Consider the following 16,534-nt stretch of genomic DNA (forward strand, 5'->3'; position numbering starts at 1 on the left):
TGAGTTTAGAGTTCTTTTTCTGTCAACTCAAAACACTAAACTCTAAACTCACTTACTTCACTCGCACTATCTGGCCGTCTTTTAGGCCGTCGGAGGGGTTAGTTACCAGACGTTCGTCGCCCTGTAAGCCTTCCAGAATTTCCAGACTAGTACCAAAATCGCGACCGATGGTAATAGGCTGGTATTTTACCTGATGGTTAGCCGAAACCACGATAACCCTTGGCCCTTCCGGCGTAACTAATAACGTGTTGGCCGGAATACGAACGGGAGGATTTTCGGCTCGAACGTCCAGCGTTACCTGGCCGTATAGACCTGCTACCAATTCACCCGAATGATTGGGGATGGCTACTTCGGTTAATAACGTCCGCGAAGAGGAACGCAGCGTTCCCGAGGTACGAACGACTTTTCCTGTGAAGGTTTTACCTAACTCTGGAATCTTTACCGTTGCGGGTAAACCAATGGCAACCATGCGGTAATACGTCTGTGGCACGTCGATATACACCCGAAGCGTGTCGAGTTGCGAAACGGTAAACAGAGAGATATTACCGGTATTAATCAGGGCTCCTACATCGGCGTTACGAGCCGTTACGATGCCATTGAACGGTGCCCGAACCTGTTGTAAGCCTTTCAACGCCTGTAAACGCTGAAGCGTAGCCCGACCTACTTCGAAACCCGCCTGACGGTTATCAATATCCTGTTGTGAAACAGCTCCGGGAATACCCGCACTTTTCACGCGATCCAGATTAGACTGAGCCAGTTTCAGGTCGGCCTGAGCTTTCAGTATATCCTGATCCAATTCGGGAGCATCAATCGTGGCTAATAGGCTTCCGCGACGAACTTTACTGCCAATATCTACAAAGCGTTGACGCAGAAAACCCTGGGTCCGAGCGTATACCTGCGTTTCGCGATACGGCGTAATCTGCCCAGGAAGGGTAAGGCCCGTCGTGTCAGCCGCTCGTTTCACTACTACGGTATTTACCAAGGTCGTGCGGTTTTTTTGGGAATCACTTTCCGCGTGTAACTCCTGCTGATTTTTAATTCGGGGTAATATGCCCACGAAGAAGAATAAAGCCAACAATCCCACCGGAATCAGCCATATCCAAAGTCTTTTCATGTTCTTACTAGTTTACAGTTATCAGTTTGCCGTTTTCAGTCTTTTTTGGTTTTCAGTTTTCGATTTACTGTTTTCAATGAATGTTCTTTTACAAAAACTGAAAACGGTAAACCGAAAACTAACAACTCAATTATACTTCCATTTCAGCTAGTTCTTTTTCTTCGGCTAATTCTGCTTCGGTTCGGTTTTTGGCTAGGTAACTGAATACGACGGGGACGAATAATAAGGTCGTAAACGTCGCCAGTAATAAACCGCCAATCACGGCCCGGCCCAGCGGAGCATTTTGCTCGCCTCCTTCACCCAAACCTAAAGACATGGGTAACATACCGATAATCATCGCCAAGGCCGTCATCAGGATCGGACGAAGACGGGTTCTTCCCGCTTCTACCGCCGCTTCGTAAGGCGTAAAGTGTAGATCGAATACCTGTTCCTGAGCAAAACTTACCAGCAGAATGGAGTTGGCCGTAGCTACCCCAACGCTCATAATCGCTCCCATCAGCGAAGGAATACTGAACGTGGTTTGCGTCAGGAATAATAGCCAGACCACCCCGCACATCGCTCCGGGTAAGGCAGTAATGATAATGAAGGGATAGAGGAAAGACTGGAAGTTCACGACCATCAGCATATACACCAGTACCGCCGCGAAAATCAGACCAATGCCCAAACGCACGAAGGCCGAATTCATACTTTCTACCTGACCGCGAACTTCAATTTTATTACCCGGCTTCAACTGGCTCTGGTATTCTTTTACAATCGATTCCAGCTTACTCGACACGCTTCCCAGATCAGTCCGTTCCACGGAGGCATAGACGTCGTACATCGGCTGCGTATTGAGACGGTTCACGACCATAGGCGTAACCCGACGTTCAATTTTAGCCACGTTTGCCAGCGACTGCGGAGTTAACTCGCCCGTTTGAGTTACCAGCGGCGTCTGCATGAGTTTATCAATCGAATTGAGTTTATACGGAGGCGTCTGAACGGCAATCAGGTAGGGGAAACCCGTAACCGGATCAGGCCAGAAGTTCGGATTTACCTGCGTCGTTCCACTCATCGAAATCATCATGTTGCTGGCCACTTTACTTTCGTTCAAGCCCAACTGATTAGCCCGCTCGCGGTCGATATTCACGTATAATTCAGGAGAGTTCATGACCTGATGCAAATGCACATCAACCGTTCCCGGAATCTCGGCTACTTTCGCCTGAATTTCTTTGGCAATACGAAGGTTATTCTTGCGGTCAAAACCCATCACCTGAATATCGATGGGCGATGTCAGCCCGAAGTTCAGAATCTGGGTAACGATATCAGCGGGCTGAAAGAAGAAGGTAACTTCCGGCATGGCCTCCGCCAATTTAGCCCGAATGGCCCGGGTGTAATAATCCGTTGGATGTGACTTTTCTTTTTTCAAAGCCACCAGAATTTCACTATCCGCCGAGCCTAAGGACGAGTTATCCTGAAAAACCATGTTATAACTCTCGCTCGTCAGACCGATGTTACTAATGACGGTTTCGATTTCTTCCTTGGGAATAATACTGCGAATGACTTTCTCCACTTCGGATGCCGTACGTTCGGTAGCCTCCAGACGCGACCCCGCCGGAGCTCGCATGTGTAACTTAAATTGTCCGGCATCTACCGACGGGAAGAAGTCACGACCCACGAATGGAATCATCGCAGCGGTAACTCCGACCACCAATAAAAATACCACCAGCACGGACTTCCGGTGTTTCAGATTCCATTGCAGGACGTTGAGGTAACGGCCTTGGAAACGATCAAATCCCCGATTGAAGCTCTGATACATCCGGGCAAAAAGATTCGGACGGCGAGCCTGTCCGTTCTGCTGATAATCGGCAGCGTGATGGGGTTCGTGTTTGAGTAATAAATCAGCCAGGGTGGGCACCAGCGTACGGGAAAGAATGTACGAGGCAATCATGGCAAATACGACCGACAACGCCAGCGGACCAAACAGGAATCGAGCCGGGCCTTCGAGGAATAACACGGAAACGAATACGATACAAATCGTCAGCGTAGCAACCAGCGTGGGCGTAGCAATTTGCTGGGCTCCGACCATAATTGCCTTTCGCAACGGCAAGCCCAGTTCTTCATTTCGGTGAATATTCTCGATGGTTACGGTTGCATCATCCACCAGAATCCCAATTGCCAGAGCTAATCCGCCAAGGGTATTAATGTTAAGCGTCTCTCCCATCAGGTATAACACCGAGAGCGAGCAGAGAATGGAAAGCGGAATTGAAATGGCTACAATCAGCGTACTCCGCCAGCTTCCGAGGAAGAGCAGAATCATCGCCGCCGTTAATAAAGCCGCAATCAGACCTTCCACCACTACCCCATGAATTGAGGCCCGTACGAATACCGATTGATCGAAAAGCTCCGTAATGCGTAAAGAAGCCGGAGCCGCTCCACGAACGGCGGGTAATACTTCATTTCTGATTTTATCGACTACTTCCGTGGTCGAGGCATTACCCGTTTTCACGATATTTAATAATACCCCCCGAAGACCATCCTGCTTGACAATGTTCGTCTGCACAATCGAACCATCATGCACATTCGCCACATCCCGCAGGTGAATCACTACGCCACCGGGCAGCGTCTTTACGGGAATATCATTCAGGGCAATAATGGCATCGGGTTTGGTATTCAGACGAACGTTATACTCCCGATCTTCCAGACGTAATTGTCCAGAAGGCAAGGTAAGGTTTTGGCCAGAAACGGCATTTACCACATCTTCGGGAGACACGCCGCGAGCGGTTAATAGCTCAGGATCAAGATCTACCATTACCTGACGGGCCTTTCCCCCGAAGGGTTGCGAAAGGCGACTACCCGGCACGGTCGAAATCATCGGACGAATCCGGGTGGTAATGTAGTCGGTAATCTGTGATTCCGTTAAACTATCCGAAGAGATACTTAACTGAATAATGGGAACGTCGGTAGCATTATACCGAACGATAATCGGCGGCTGGGTTCCGGGTGGCATCCGCACCCGGATGGTCTGCGAAATCCCGGTAATAGCCGCCAGGGCTTCTTCAATTTTTACGGTCGGCTGGAAAAAAATTTTCAGCACCGCTACGCCGTTATAGGTCTGTGATTCTACCCGCTGAATATCCGAAGCGTTGTTAATAACTGACGTTTCAGAGAAGTTGGTAATCATCTTTTCCATCTCGTCGGTCGAAAGGCCGCGATAGGTCCAGATCACAGAAATAACGGGAATATTAATACGGGGGAAAATGTCGGTGGGCATCTGGCGAATCGACACCACCCCTAAAATCAGAATCAGCAGAGCTAGCACCGCAATGGTGTATTTCCGCTGTAAGGCTAATCGGACAATCCACATAACAAGAGAAAGTAGTGTCTAACACGGAATCAATAAATACCTGCGAAACAAGGGAATGTGGCCTGGAATAAGAAAACAAGAGAAAAGATCGGCGTAAAAGTTCAGTGACTTTCTCATTTCCAGTGGTTTTCGGGAAAAATTTAAATTAAAACCCAATTTATCTCAAAAACGGAAATCCCAGCCGTTTAAAAACTAATCACTCCTGTTGGAGCTTTTGGCTTGTAATCGATCATTCGGCGAGTAACATACATAATAGAGGCAAGTCATAACGCGATGTGTTAAGAAGAAAATGGAGAAAAACCTTTTTGAAGTACTATTAGAATCTGACACCCCCAAACGGATTGGGTTTAAATTAAAGCACTGAATCTAGACCCGATTATGTAAAATAGTCTGAGTAATCGACTAGGCATGAATTTTTAAAGACATAAGGTACTTTAGGGCTTTCGCTCGATTGAATGGGCCTAACCCTGGTTCGTAGAATTATTCTATTTAAAAAGTAATCTTTATTTAAGAAATCCTTGCGACCTTGCACAGCGGGGATATTTTTGCCCCCTCAACTGCATGCTTCGCAGCATCTTTACCTTAGAAACCATTTATCAACCATGAACTTCAAAACTCTCCTTGTTGCCGGACTAATGGCCTCAGCCTTTCAGGTTTCAGCCCAGTTTACTCAGGCTCCCCTACCTTACGCTACGGATGCTCTGGAACCGAGTATTGATAAGCAAACGATGGAAATTCACTACGGCAAGCACCATAAGGCTTATGTAGATAACCTGAATAAAGCCGTTGAAGGCAAGCCTGAAGCTTCGATGACGATTTTTCAGGTGGTAAAGAAAATTGATAAAAACACAGCTCCTGCTATTCGTAACAATGGTGGAGGACACTGGAACCACACGTTTTTCTGGAATACTATTGGTCCTAAGCGTGGCGGTAAGCCCTCAGGAGCTTTAGCCGAAGCAATTAACAAATCATTCGGTAGCTACGATAAATTCGTGGAAGAATTCAACAAAGCCGCTTCGACCCGCTTTGGTTCAGGCTGGGCCTGGCTGATTGTTACCCCTGATAAAAAACTGGCGGTTGTATCTACGCCTAACCAGGATAACCCCTTAATGGCACTGGCTGAAACGCCCGGTACGCCCGTGATTGGTCTGGACGTATGGGAACACGCTTATTACCTGAAGTATCAAAACAAACGTCCTGATTACATCAAAGCTTATTGGGACGTGGTAAACTGGGAGGCCGCTGCGAAAAACTACGCCGAAGCTCTTAAGTAATCCAATACGATACCCTGCTTTAAAAGGATGATTTCGTTCAGGCGAAGTCATCCTTTTCTTTTATCATCCGGTTTTTCATGCGTCCTTCAGACCCTGAATCCGATGGTGGATTGTGGCTTTCAGTATTACTCAAAATGCTTTCTCTTTGGGTAAGTCATTCTCGTAAAAGCCCTTAAAACTATGCTTAATCTCCTCTCCATCTTCATTGGCATTGTAGCGTTCGTCATTGCTCTGGCCGGTTTGATTCCCTTCGTTGGAATCGTCAACTGGGTTGCTCTTCCCATTGCTTTCATCGGTATGGGGATCGGCCTTCTTTCGGAAAATAAGACGGGCCGAAATCTGAACATTCTGGTGTTGATCGTAGCCTTCGTGCGACTGATGCTGGGCGGAGGAATTTTGTAGTAGTGGTTAGTTAATGGATCTTCGTTAGTAGCAAAATAGGAAACATGAGTCATCCCGAAATTTGAGTCCATAGCAATTCGGATGCAATAAAGCGGTGCTGAGGCTTGTCGGCACCGCTTTCCGATTCGTGGGCAATCCAGTCGCCTGAGTAGTTATTGCCAGTGGTTAAGCTCAGAACGGAATAGAGAAGGTAAAAGGCGTATAACAAAGCGACCATTACCTTCGAAAGGAATCAATCAGGCGTCCCAGTTTTTTCAGACTTTTATCAATTTCTGGTGTATACGGAGCCCCGAACGTAATTCGCAGGTAATTCGTAAAGCGGGCATCCGTACTGAAGATATGACCCGGAGCAATGCTGATCTTTTCGAGCCAGGCTTTTTCGTATACCTCGAAAGCATCGATTCCTGCTTCCAGTTCAATCCATAAAACGTACCCACCCTGCGGACGGCTGACTTTTGTGCTTCTTGGAAAATAGTCGGCGATAGCCTGCAAGTACCGCAGACATTGCGTGTGCAGGGCTTTTCGCAGGTTTCGCATATGTAAATCGTACCGGCCCGTTTCGAAAAAGATAGCAATGGCCGCCTGCGTGGGCGTAGCGGATGAAACGGTATGCATGAGTTTGACATTCAGCACCTGTTCCAGAAAACGGCCCGGAATGCACCAGCCCACCCGATACCCCGGAGCCAGCGTTTTAGAAACCGACGAGCAGAGCATGACCAGCCCCTGCGTATCGAAACTCTTGCAGGTACGAGGCCGGGTTTTACCGAAGTACATTTCCCCGTAAATGTCGTCTTCAATCAACGGAATTTCCCGGGAAGCCAGCAGTTTAACCAGTTGTTTCTTGCGGTGATCGGGCATCAAAGCTCCCAGGGGATTACAGAAATTAGGAACGAACAGGCAGGCAGCAATGGGCGTTTTTTCCAGAGCCTGTTCCAGTAAATCGATTCGAATACCCTCGGTAGGATCCGTAGGAATTTCGAGTACCCGTAGTCCCAGACTCTTCATGACGTTGAAAATGCCAAAGTACGTCGGGCTTTCGATGGCTACCGTATCGCCGGGTTTGGTAACGGCCTTCAGGCAAAAGACCAGAGCCTCCATACAACCCTGCGTAGTGACAACCTCGTGTTCGGTAAGGTTACCATTCCAGTTAAAGGCATGTTTGGCAATCTGCTTGCGTAAGGTTAGGTTGCCTCGCAGTTCTTCGTAGGCGGTACAGCTGCTGGGGTTTTGCCGGAGGGCTTCCAGCATGGCCTTGTTGAGTTTGGCTTCCGGTAAGAGTTCCAGAGCCGGGGTGGCTACGGATAATTTGACTACGTCCGTCTGCGAAAGATTTTCGTACACCCGGCGAATCATGGCGTCAACGCTGACCTTTTCCAGGGAACGATCAATAGGCGGCGAAGGCAAGAGCTGCGGTACCCGCGTGGATGTATAACGGACGAAATACCCGGATTTGGGTCGGGCTTCGATCAGGCCTTTGTTTTCCAGTTCGACGTACGCTTTATAAGCGGTACTCAAACTGATGCCCTGTTCCAGACTCAGGGCTCGCAGGGATAAAAGTTTATCGCCAGTCTTGAGTATCTGGCTTTCCATTTGCTTTTCCAGTCGCTCAGCTACCTGAACATATAGAAATTCTTCGGTCAGTGATGTGTTCGCCATGAAAATGAATGACAGCGATGGTAATCGGTTAGGAGGGCAAAGGTAAAAGCTAGCCAATAAAAGTATACGCTTCATACTGAGAATAATACAACAGACTTTCGAAGAAAATTATTAAATCTGTTATGCTTGTAATTTAAAAATCTGCATCTGTTTTTGCTAGCGAATAAAACCGAGTTTTGCGGCGTACTTTCCTGACTACGACGATGCGAAACACTCAAAAAGCGTATGTAGCTCTGGCTACCGTCTGTTTCCTCTGGGGCACTACCTATCTGGCTGCTCGTATAGGGGTGGCAGGGTTTCCAGCTCTACTGTTCATGGCCCTTCGAAATACGACAGCCGGGCTGTTGTTACTCACCTTTGCCGTGATTCGACACCGGGCCGTACCCGGCTGGCCCGCTATCAAACTGCAAATCATTCCCGGCTTGTGCATGATTACGTTCGGAACTGGTATTGTAGGCTGGGCCGTACGCTTTATTCCGAGTGGACTGGCCGCTCTCATTTGCTCGCTGATTCCTTTGTTTACAATCGTTATTCAACTCGTCATCCGACCTCAGGATAAGCTCAATGGCCGAATTGTTTTGGGAATGCTGATGGGTTTTCTGGGTGTACTCCTGGTCTTCCGCGATCATATGAACTTCATGGCCAATCGCAACTCGCTGATGGGCATTGGCGTAACGCTTTTCTCGTGCCTGTCTTTCGCGAGTGGAGGCTTGTATACCCAAACCCATCGGGCTCAATCTCATGCCTTTTTCAACGCGGCTATTCAGATGTTGGTTGGCGGGACGGGCCTTTTGATACTTAGTGCCCTGGCGGAAGACTGGCAACACTTGCCGTCACTGAGTCTAACTTCGGGTCTGGCTCTATTATACCTAATTGTCTTTGGATCGATTGTTGCGTTTGTGTCGTACCTGTATGCAATGTCCCAGTTACCCGCTGGCTTGGTTTCGGTGTATGCCTATATTAATCCTCTGGTAGCTATTATTTTAGGGTATTTGATTCTGCACGAACACGTCACCTGGATTACGGGACTGGCTTTTACGATTACCATGCTGGGCGTGTACCTGGTGAATCAGGGTTATCGGCTACAGCAAACGAAAAAGAGAGCTTTGGTAACAAAAGCAGCAGAGGCCTAATATCATCCGAATAGTATTCAATAAAATAGGCTTCCCAGAAAAGCGGTACTCTAAACCTTGGTACGAAAAACCATACGATTTGACAAGGGCAAAAAAACAGGTTTTCACACCTACTGTTATTTTTTTATCCATGACTAAAGCTGACTATATCCGATTTTATGATCGCGAACTCGCCAAACTTGCCAGCGAACTTCAGGCCTATCCGAATGAAGAAACGCTTTGGGCGGTAGTACCCGGAACCATCAATTCTGCCGGACATCTGGGGCAACACCTGATCGGTAATCTGAAAACCTACATTGGACTGACGCTGGGTAAAGTGCCATACCAACGCAACCGCGAAGCCGAGTTTACGCAGCAAGTGTTTTCGCATCAAGCCTTATTGACAGAAATAGAGGCCTTACCCGCTCTTATCCGGCAATCCATCGAGCAGGTGGAAGACCTCGAAGCCCCGTATCCAACGGAAATCCTGGAGATTTTTCCCGAGCAAAGCATTGCCGTGGTGCTGACGCATCTGCTGATGCATTTGGCCTATCATACTGGACAAATGAATTACCATCGCCGCTTTAGCCTTCAATCCTTCGTTTAGTAAAAGCCATGAATCCATCCTTACAAACGGACGTAGAGCAGTGGGATGACCTGCTCAGGGAAATCCAGCAGCAGGCCACTGCCTATCTTCAAAACATCGAATCCGTACCAACTAGTCCGCAGGTACAAGATTTCGTTTCAGCAGCATTGCCCGAAGCAGGTTGGGGAACCTTGCAAACACTGGCCTTTTTCCGCCAACATTACCAGCCCTGGATGGTGGCCAGTGCCGGACCCCGCTACTGGGGTTTTGTCGTGGGAGGTACCACGCCAGCGGCTATGGCGGGCGACTGGCTCACGTCTGTATTTGATGCAAATCCACAGAATCTCCAGGGCATGGGTGATCGCTCGGCCCATCTGGAAGTCGAAACGATTCGAGGCATGCGGCAGTTGCTGGGCTTACCGGATACCTTCACGGGTGGTTTTGTAGCAGGAGCTACGATGTCGATTTTCACTGGTCTGGCCGTGGCTCGGCAGTGGGCGGGCGGGCAAATGGGTCAGGACATTGCGAGGGAAGGCTTGTCTACGCAACCCATCGTTCTGGCAGCTACCCCGCATTCGGCTGTACGCAAAGCGATGGCGATGTTGGGCATAGGCAGTAATCGTCTGGTTAAACTGCGGACCCTGCCGGATCGCGAAGCGGTTGATTTGGAGGATCTGGAAGAAAAACTCCACGAATATCAGGGGCAACCCATCATCATAAGTACAAGTGGTGGAACCGTAAACACCGTCGATTTTGATGATTTCCGCGGCATACAGCGACTCCGGCAGCAGTATACGTTCTGGTGGCATGTAGACGCGGCTTTTGGTGGTTTTGCGGCCTGCTCGCCCCACTACGCCGACCGATTGCAGGGCTGGGAAGAGGCCGACAGTATTACCGTCGATTGCCATAAGTGGATGAATGTCCCTTACGACAGTGCCGTCATTTTTACGCAGCGAAAACACCAGCACCTGCAGGTACAAACCTTCCAGAATTCCAATGCTCCTTATCTGGGGGACCCGGATGACAATTTTTCATACCTAAACTTTCTGCCTGATAATTCACGGCGACTGCGGGCTTTACCCGCCTGGTTTAGCCTCATGGCTTACGGAAAAGCGGGTTTTGCGGCGATGGTTGAGCAAAGTGTAACCTGTGCCCGACGGTTGGGTGAGGCTCTTGAAGCCAGTACGGATTTCCGGCTGGTGGCTCCGGTACGGCTCAACGTCGTTTGCTTTACACTTCGCCAAATGCCCGAGCGAGCCGCCGAATTCCTGGACTTACTCAATCAGCGGGGAAAGGTGTTCATGACACCGACATTACTAGGAGATACGTTTTGCCTGCGGGCGGCTTTCGTCAACTTCCGGACGAGCGAATCGCACGTCGACGAAGCATTGGAAGAGTTAACCTTTGTTTTGCGTTTGTTGAATGCCTGAAATAACCTGGCAATAAAAAGTATCGCCTGCTAGAGAACGGTCAGGCATCTTTTTTACGTTGGTAGTCAGAGGCATAGATAGTTCTGCTCTCGAGTCGCGATGATTTAGAAACGTAGCCTATACCTAGTTTTTTGAACTTAACTTGTACACGTAAATGAATCTGAAACACCTTAAGCTTGCTCAGCAACTTTGTTTGCCTTTAGTGCGAGATTCCATCTTCTCTCTACCATAGTGGCAGATTCCTTCCTGCCATGATACCCCGAGCCTGTCATTGATTTATAGTTTGGGCCAACGATTATAAATTTTAGTCGATCCATAAGTTATTAGTTTAAATATAGCAACGCATCAAAAAGGCCTCCCTGATTGGGGAGGCCTTCCGTTTTCATGGCTTATTATATTCTTCCGTTATTGATAATTAGGCACTGTTACCTAGTTAACGGCTTTTGCTTCAGTATTGGTGTCAGAATTACTCATTTCTTTATGAGTGGTTCGTAGACAGGATTACCGCTTTGTTTTTGGCTTTGGCCGGATCGTAGTTAACGAAAAGATTCAGCCAGGTACGGCGAGCCAGACGGAAAAACCAGGGCATTAATAAAACCAGCGTTGGAATAAGAAAGGGCAGGAAATAATCCAGATCCAGTTTCAGAACGTAATTGTAAACAACGAATGCTAACAAGCACCAGATCACGTATAAGGCGTAACTTACGTATAGTGCTCCCCAGTAAAAACCAGTTTCGGGCATAAGCGTTTCGTTACAATGGTCACAACGTTGGTGAATCTGATCAAACTTAGGTTGAAACGCCGTTTTAGTAATAAAGAAATCGCCCTGATGGCATTTAGGGCATTTGTTGAAGGCAATGCTATATACTTTTGAACCGAGTCCCATGATCGTTAAGGTTTTCAGAACGATGTTACTTTCTGAATTCCTGATACAAAGGTAGAAAGCGTCTACTGTTAAGATAAGGGATAAATACGGCTGGTCATGGTACAAATCAATGATTCTGTGATTCCCTGAATTCCAGCGGCGTATGTCCGGTATGCGTCCGAAAAAAGCGAACAAAATACGAAGGGTCTTCAAAGTGCAGCAAATACCCAATCTCCTTAACCGATAAATCGGTATGGGTTAGTAACCGCTGAGCTTCAATGCAAATCCGTTCATAGAGCAATTGGCTAGCTGTTTTTCCGAGTAAGCTTTTGCAAATGCTATTGAGGTGGTTAGGACTGATGTTTAATTGCTCGGCGTAGTTTTTCACCTCCCGCACGTCCAGAAATTGCTCTTCCAGTAACTCTTCATACTGCCGAATCCGGTTGTAATACTGCGTCGATTCGCCGGGCCATTCCTGCTGATACGTTCGGTTCGCTTTTTCCAGAATAATGTGCAGATAGGATAAAAACACTTCCGAACGATTCACCGATTGAGCCGTATATTCTGCATACATCAGGTCATACAACGTCACAAAAGCAGTATCTTTCATCTCCAGCAAGGGTCGGTGCTGGTGCGAGTGAAAAAAAGGATATTGATACAGGCGATTGGAAAAACGAGCCCGGAAATACGTAGGTTCGAAGAACAGATTATAGCCTTTAATATCTGCCGATAACTCCCAGCTATGCACCTGCCCCGGCGTCAGGAAATACAGTTGCATGGGCTGTACGTCGTACGTTCGGAAATCAATGGTGTGCTTGCCACTTCCCTGGGTAATCCACATCAGCAGGTAAAAGGTATGCGAATGGGACTTATCAATGCCCTTGAACTCCTTGACCAGCTTTTCCAGCGGAGTCATATAAAAAGGCGTATCCGGTTCGTGCCGCTGGAATGCTTTTATATCATAGGTAGGAAACTCGGTGGACATTTACGTTTGGTGTTTGTAGGTTCAGAGTTGTGAGTTACTTTCCGTTAATCTGGTCCTAACTCCTTTACCTAGTTGGTTAATTAGCCCACAAACCTAAAAACGGTATTCACTAAATACTAAACTATTGTATTTTTGCGGTACACTATTTAACACTTCACAACATGGAAGGTCTTCAGAACGACGCCCTTTTGGATGAAATTCCTTCGCTGGATCTGGCTGATTTTACCTCAGGCGATGCTGAGCGTAAAGCTGCATTCGTAGCTAATCTGGGAAGAGCGTTTAATAATATCGGTTTCGTGGCCATCAAAAACCACGGACTTACGCCTGAATTACAGGAAAAACTGTATGCTTCGGTGAAAGCGTTTTTCTTCACCCCCGATGACTTCAAACGCAAATACGAAGTTCCCGGTATTGCGGGGCAACGGGGATATGTAGGCAAGGGTAAAGAAACGGCGAAAGGCTTTAAGGTAGCCGATTTAAAAGAGTTTTATCACGTAGGCCAGCCTCACCCCACGGCCGATGACGGCGATAGCGTTTGGGCGGATTACCCGCGTAACGTATTCCCTGCGGAACAACCTGATTTCGAAAAATATACAGTTCAGACGTATCAGACTTTTGAACAAACAGGTAAGACTTTATTACGGGCCATTGCCTTGTATCTGGAGTTACCAGAGGATTATTTTGAGGATAAAGTCAAACACGGCAACAGCATTCTGCGGGCTCTGCATTACTTCCCGCTTGATCCGAATGTGGTGGAAGAAGGAGCCGTGCGGGCAGCCGCTCACGGGGATATTAACCTGATTACGTTGCTAATGGGAGCCAGTGCCGAAGGGCTCGAAGTATTACGTCGCGACGGCAAATGGATTGGCATTACCGCCCTCCCCGATCAGATTATCGTGAACGTGGGTGATATGCTGGATCGATTAACGAACCACAAACTCAAATCGACCATTCACCGGGTGGTTAATCCTTCGCGGGAAAAAATGAACACATCACGGTTCTCGATTCCCTTCTTCATGCACCCCCGTGCCGAGATGAACCTGACCTCGCTCGAAAGCTGCATAGATACCCAACACCCTAAACTTTACACAGATATGACCGCCGGAGAATTCCTGGACGAACGTCTAATGGAGTTGGGGTTGAAAAAGTAAGGTTTCGTTAGTACCGAAAGAGGTTCGCTAATGATTTAGCGAACCTCTTTTTGTTTCAAGCTTCCCCGGATTTCATCCGGGGCTATTCGTGTTTAACCCCTCCGGGGTTATTTGCTGTAAACCTATTGTAATAATTTCAACAACAACCCCAGCGGGGTTCAATATGAATAGCCCCGGATAAAATCCGGGGACACAGTCTGTACTTCAGAGCCAATCCCAAAAAACTCCCCGCAGTCGCTCGGCTCTAGCCGAGTGACTACCTAACTCTAGGCCTCTGGCCGGTAGACTGCGAACACCTAGCGGGTCATAAAACAACTTTTCCCAAACAAAACAGGCTTGCGAACATCGGCCAGAGGCCTAACAGGCTACCTTGTCACTCGGCTAGAGCCGAGCGACTGCCTAAGAAATCCGCCTGCTACCCACGGGTACGATATTCCCTCTCGTTCCTACCCTAAGGCAGGTTCCACCTGCCGTTCTCCCAAGCCTGTCATTCCTACCAAAGCAAAGGATTGAGTTAAGGTATTTGATTCTAAATGTTAGACAAATTTTTAATTGAAACACAATTAGTGATAGTAACTCCCCACCTATTCATCTCGACCGCAGGAAGACCTTACTGGTGAAGCAAGTGCTATACAAGTTTCTTTGCTCTAAATGGCAGAAGGAGACCGTTGGTCGTTTAAAATCTTTTCAATAGGTTTCAGTCCATTCGTAAGTAATTGCGTGCACGTCTGGATTAGCTGGAAATTTCAAGACCGGAGTCAATTCCTTTTACCCTATTCAAACAGTCTTTTAAACACTTCATTCCCGTATGAAAAAAGTAGGTATTGTTGGAGGAATCAGTTGGACATCCACCCTGGATTACTACCGATTGATCAATGAAGGGGTCAATCAGAAACTTGGCGGTCTGAATTCGGCTGAACTGGTGCTTTACTCACTCAACTTTGCAGAAGTCCAGCAAAGATCCTGGGAAGGCGTATACGAACTTCTTTTAAATGCCTGTCAGGTTCTGAAAAATGCCAAGGTTGATGCCTTGGTATTGGGGGCTAATACCGCACATATGTACGCGGATCTACTTGAGCAGGAAGTCCAGCTTCCGCTTATTAATATCATCACCGAAACGGCCCAAGATATCCTCGCTACAGGGGTTAGAAAAGTGGGATTGCTCGGTACAAAATTTACCATGGAAATGGATTTTTACCGCGACAAGCTGGAATCGTACGGCCTTCAGGTACTCATACCTGATTCTGCGGATACGAGAGCGTACATTCAACACGTGGTGAAGGAAGAATTAGGACGTGGAGATATCCGGCCAGAATCGAAAGAAAAATTTATAGCCATTGCTCAGGAGCTGATTCTTCAGGGAGCCGAAGGCCTGATTCTGGGGTGCACTGAGATTCCATTACTAATTAGCCAATCAGACTTTTCTTTCCCAGTTTTTGATACGACCCAAATACACGCTGCGGCCATTGTCGACTATCTGCTTTCGTAAGCGAACTCAATTTGGCAAACCATTAACTCGCCTGAAGTAAAAGGCCTGCTACACCAGCAAGGTCTCTTCCCTTTGGCCGAGATGACAGGCGGGGCGGTTGTGCTTCCGCCGTTGTTCATGTTTAACGAAGCGTAACTGGTAATGGCTTAGTGAATATATTTTGTGCTGCCAGCGAAAAAGCTGGCAGCACAAAATATACCAACAATGGAAGGGTTATTTTCCTCCCTATTTCAAGTCTTTAAAAAGGTGTTAAATCAAGCCAAATTCAGCCGCTTTTTCCTTCATAAAGGCCAGGCTTCCTTTCGCCAGCGTTTCGGCATCGTATTTGGAAGGCCGCCACAGGGAGACGGCTTCGGCCATGCCCGGAATGGAAGAAGAGAAATTCTCCAGAACTAATGCTCCCGCATAATTAACCTCCGCTAAACCCCGAAACAGATCATTCCAATGTACATTCCCTTCACCGAGCATCCCCCGGTCGCTTTCCGTCATGTGGACGTGTTTGAGATGAGAAGCCGCCGTTACTACAGGATCATAAAAATTGGCTTCCTCAATGTTCATGTGGAAAGTATCCAGATGTAATCCCAGATTCGGAGATTTTACCCGATCAATTATTCGCAAGACATCCGAAGCAGATGTGCAGACGTAACTTTCGTAGCGATTAATCGGCTCAATGGCTACGGTAATACCCAGTTTTTGAGCGTAGTCCGTTCCTTCGGCCCACACTTCACAAAGCGTATCCTCTTCTGCTGCCGTTAGGGGCTTTCCTGAAAAAACACCAATGCCGCCATGTAATACGCCGGCCAGTAAAGTTGCCTCCAAAGCTGCCGTTTGATCCAGGGCTTTTTTGATTAAGCTTAGAGCTTCTTTCGGATGAAAAGGAATATGAGCAAAAGCGGGCAAATTCAGCGAACAAATCACGTCCAGGTTTGCCGCCTGTAACTGCCGCTTCACCGTCGGTGCATCGAAGTCCATCGAAGGAGGTAATAATATTTCAAGTACATCAAAACCATACACCGCTGACTGCTGAATAGCATAGGCACCCGTTTCAGCCGTCCAGGCGGGTAAGGTCCAGGTAAGTAAGGAAGCTCCGAATTTCATTTTTTTAGTTGTTCGTTATTGGTTGATGG

Annotated in this window: 14 protein-coding genes; 7 read left to right on the forward strand and 7 right to left on the reverse strand. The window is 47.7% G+C overall.

Features of this window, described 5'->3' with window-relative positions:
• Positions 1 to 52 precede the first annotated feature (52 nt).
• Together QE357_RS17065 and QE357_RS17070 are read right to left on the reverse strand one after the other, a co-directional pair.
• Positions 53 to 1,114, reverse strand: a complete 1,062-nt coding sequence (locus QE357_RS17065) for an efflux RND transporter periplasmic adaptor subunit (RefSeq protein WP_309709985.1) — start codon at positions 1,112 to 1,114, stop codon at positions 53 to 55.
• A gap of 130 nt (positions 1,115 to 1,244) precedes the next feature.
• On the reverse strand, positions 1,245 to 4,457 hold the full coding sequence (locus QE357_RS17070; RefSeq protein WP_106637889.1) for an efflux RND transporter permease subunit: 3,213 nt from the start codon (positions 4,455 to 4,457) through the stop codon (positions 1,245 to 1,247).
• 602 nt (positions 4,458 to 5,059) lie between these two features.
• On the opposite strand from QE357_RS17070, the gene QE357_RS17075 reads away from it, so the two are divergent.
• Both QE357_RS17075 and QE357_RS17080 read left to right on the forward strand, forming a co-directional pair.
• Positions 5,060 to 5,731, forward strand: coding sequence for a superoxide dismutase (locus QE357_RS17075; protein WP_106637888.1), 672 nt, complete (start codon positions 5,060 to 5,062; stop codon positions 5,729 to 5,731).
• A 180-nt stretch (positions 5,732 to 5,911) separates the two neighbouring features.
• Positions 5,912 to 6,133 (forward strand): hypothetical protein, encoded by a 222-nt coding sequence (locus QE357_RS17080; protein WP_106637887.1) that lies wholly within the window; start codon positions 5,912 to 5,914, stop codon positions 6,131 to 6,133.
• A gap of 49 nt (positions 6,134 to 6,182) precedes the next feature.
• Here the strand turns inward: QE357_RS17080 and QE357_RS17085 are convergent, their stop codons facing one another.
• Positions 6,183 to 6,350, reverse strand: a complete 168-nt coding sequence (locus QE357_RS17085) for a hypothetical protein (protein ID WP_309709990.1) — start codon at positions 6,348 to 6,350, stop codon at positions 6,183 to 6,185.
• The gene (locus tag QE357_RS17090) at positions 6,350 to 7,789 is read right to left on the reverse strand and encodes a PLP-dependent aminotransferase family protein (RefSeq protein WP_106637886.1); all 1,440 of its coding nucleotides are present in this window, start codon (positions 7,787 to 7,789) and stop codon (positions 6,350 to 6,352) included. The genes QE357_RS17085 and QE357_RS17090 overlap by 1 nt, the downstream gene beginning before the upstream one ends.
• A gap of 203 nt (positions 7,790 to 7,992) precedes the next feature.
• Here QE357_RS17090 and QE357_RS17095 point away from each other — a divergent pair, with 203 nt between their 5' ends.
• The 3 genes from QE357_RS17095 (at position 7,993) to QE357_RS17105 (ending at position 10,917) form a co-directional block, all read left to right on the forward strand.
• Positions 7,993 to 8,922: an EamA family transporter gene (locus tag QE357_RS17095; RefSeq protein ID WP_309709997.1), complete on the forward strand. Its 930-nt coding sequence runs from the start codon at positions 7,993 to 7,995 to the stop codon at positions 8,920 to 8,922.
• A 130-nt stretch (positions 8,923 to 9,052) separates the two neighbouring features.
• Entirely contained in the window at positions 9,053 to 9,508 is a 456-nt protein-coding gene (locus tag QE357_RS17100) for a DUF1572 family protein (RefSeq protein ID WP_309710001.1), read from the forward strand.
• An 8-nt stretch (positions 9,509 to 9,516) separates the two neighbouring features.
• A complete protein-coding gene (locus tag QE357_RS17105; protein WP_309710004.1) occupies positions 9,517 to 10,917 on the forward strand; it encodes a pyridoxal-dependent decarboxylase in 1,401 nt (466 codons plus the stop codon).
• Between the two features lie 478 nt (positions 10,918 to 11,395).
• On the opposite strand, the gene QE357_RS17110 is transcribed toward QE357_RS17105, so the two are convergent.
• Both QE357_RS17110 and QE357_RS17115 read right to left on the reverse strand, forming a co-directional pair.
• Positions 11,396 to 11,803, reverse strand: coding sequence for a DUF983 domain-containing protein (locus tag QE357_RS17110; RefSeq protein WP_309710006.1), 408 nt, complete (start codon positions 11,801 to 11,803; stop codon positions 11,396 to 11,398).
• Positions 11,804 to 11,909: 106 nt separating this feature from the next.
• On the reverse strand, positions 11,910 to 12,767 hold the full coding sequence (locus tag QE357_RS17115; RefSeq protein ID WP_106635400.1) for a helix-turn-helix domain-containing protein: 858 nt from the start codon (positions 12,765 to 12,767) through the stop codon (positions 11,910 to 11,912).
• Between the two features lie 161 nt (positions 12,768 to 12,928).
• On the opposite strand from QE357_RS17115, the gene QE357_RS17120 reads away from it, so the two are divergent.
• Together QE357_RS17120 and QE357_RS17125 are read left to right on the forward strand one after the other, a co-directional pair.
• Positions 12,929 to 13,918 carry a 2-oxoglutarate and iron-dependent oxygenase domain-containing protein gene (locus tag QE357_RS17120; protein WP_309710012.1) on the forward strand — a complete coding sequence of 330 codons (990 nt, stop codon included), beginning with the start codon at positions 12,929 to 12,931 and terminating at the stop codon, positions 13,916 to 13,918.
• An 808-nt stretch (positions 13,919 to 14,726) separates the two neighbouring features.
• A complete protein-coding gene (locus QE357_RS17125; protein WP_106635398.1) occupies positions 14,727 to 15,407 on the forward strand; it encodes an aspartate/glutamate racemase family protein in 681 nt (226 codons plus the stop codon).
• Positions 15,408 to 15,656: 249 nt separating this feature from the next.
• Here QE357_RS17125 and QE357_RS17130 read toward each other — a convergent pair whose 3' ends face one another.
• Entirely contained in the window at positions 15,657 to 16,505 is an 849-nt protein-coding gene (locus QE357_RS17130) for a sugar phosphate isomerase/epimerase family protein (RefSeq protein ID WP_309710016.1), read from the reverse strand.
• Between the last annotated feature and the right edge of the window lie 29 nt (positions 16,506 to 16,534).

Origin of the sequence: Siphonobacter sp. SORGH_AS_0500, from assembly GCF_031453245.1 — a bacterium.
Taxonomy (GTDB): domain Bacteria; phylum Bacteroidota; class Bacteroidia; order Cytophagales; family Spirosomataceae; genus Siphonobacter.

Excerpts from the sequence above, each read along its gene's own strand:
- QE357_RS17065 (WP_309709985.1), bottom strand. The coding sequence starts at position 1,114 with ATGAAAAGACTTTGGATATGGCTGATTCCGGTGGGATTGTTGGCTTTA.
- QE357_RS17120 (WP_309710012.1), top strand. The coding sequence starts at position 12,929 with ATGGAAGGTCTTCAGAACGACGCCCTTTTGGATGAAATTCCTTCGCTG.
- QE357_RS17095 (WP_309709997.1), top strand. The coding sequence starts at position 7,993 with ATGCGAAACACTCAAAAAGCGTATGTAGCTCTGGCTACCGTCTGTTTC.
- QE357_RS17090 (WP_106637886.1), bottom strand. The coding sequence starts at position 7,789 with ATGGCGAACACATCACTGACCGAAGAATTTCTATATGTTCAGGTAGCT.
- QE357_RS17105 (WP_309710004.1), top strand. The coding sequence starts at position 9,517 with ATGAATCCATCCTTACAAACGGACGTAGAGCAGTGGGATGACCTGCTC.
- QE357_RS17125 (WP_106635398.1), top strand. The coding sequence starts at position 14,727 with ATGAAAAAAGTAGGTATTGTTGGAGGAATCAGTTGGACATCCACCCTG.
- QE357_RS17110 (WP_309710006.1), bottom strand. The coding sequence starts at position 11,803 with ATGGGACTCGGTTCAAAAGTATATAGCATTGCCTTCAACAAATGCCCT.
- QE357_RS17070 (WP_106637889.1), bottom strand. The coding sequence starts at position 4,457 with ATGTGGATTGTCCGATTAGCCTTACAGCGGAAATACACCATTGCGGTG.
- QE357_RS17080 (WP_106637887.1), top strand. The coding sequence starts at position 5,912 with ATGCTTAATCTCCTCTCCATCTTCATTGGCATTGTAGCGTTCGTCATT.
- QE357_RS17100 (WP_309710001.1), top strand. The coding sequence starts at position 9,053 with ATGACTAAAGCTGACTATATCCGATTTTATGATCGCGAACTCGCCAAA.
- QE357_RS17130 (WP_309710016.1), bottom strand. The coding sequence starts at position 16,505 with ATGAAATTCGGAGCTTCCTTACTTACCTGGACCTTACCCGCCTGGACG.
- QE357_RS17115 (WP_106635400.1), bottom strand. The coding sequence starts at position 12,767 with ATGTCCACCGAGTTTCCTACCTATGATATAAAAGCATTCCAGCGGCAC.
- QE357_RS17085 (WP_309709990.1), bottom strand. The coding sequence starts at position 6,350 with ATGGTCGCTTTGTTATACGCCTTTTACCTTCTCTATTCCGTTCTGAGC.
- QE357_RS17075 (WP_106637888.1), top strand. The coding sequence starts at position 5,060 with ATGAACTTCAAAACTCTCCTTGTTGCCGGACTAATGGCCTCAGCCTTT.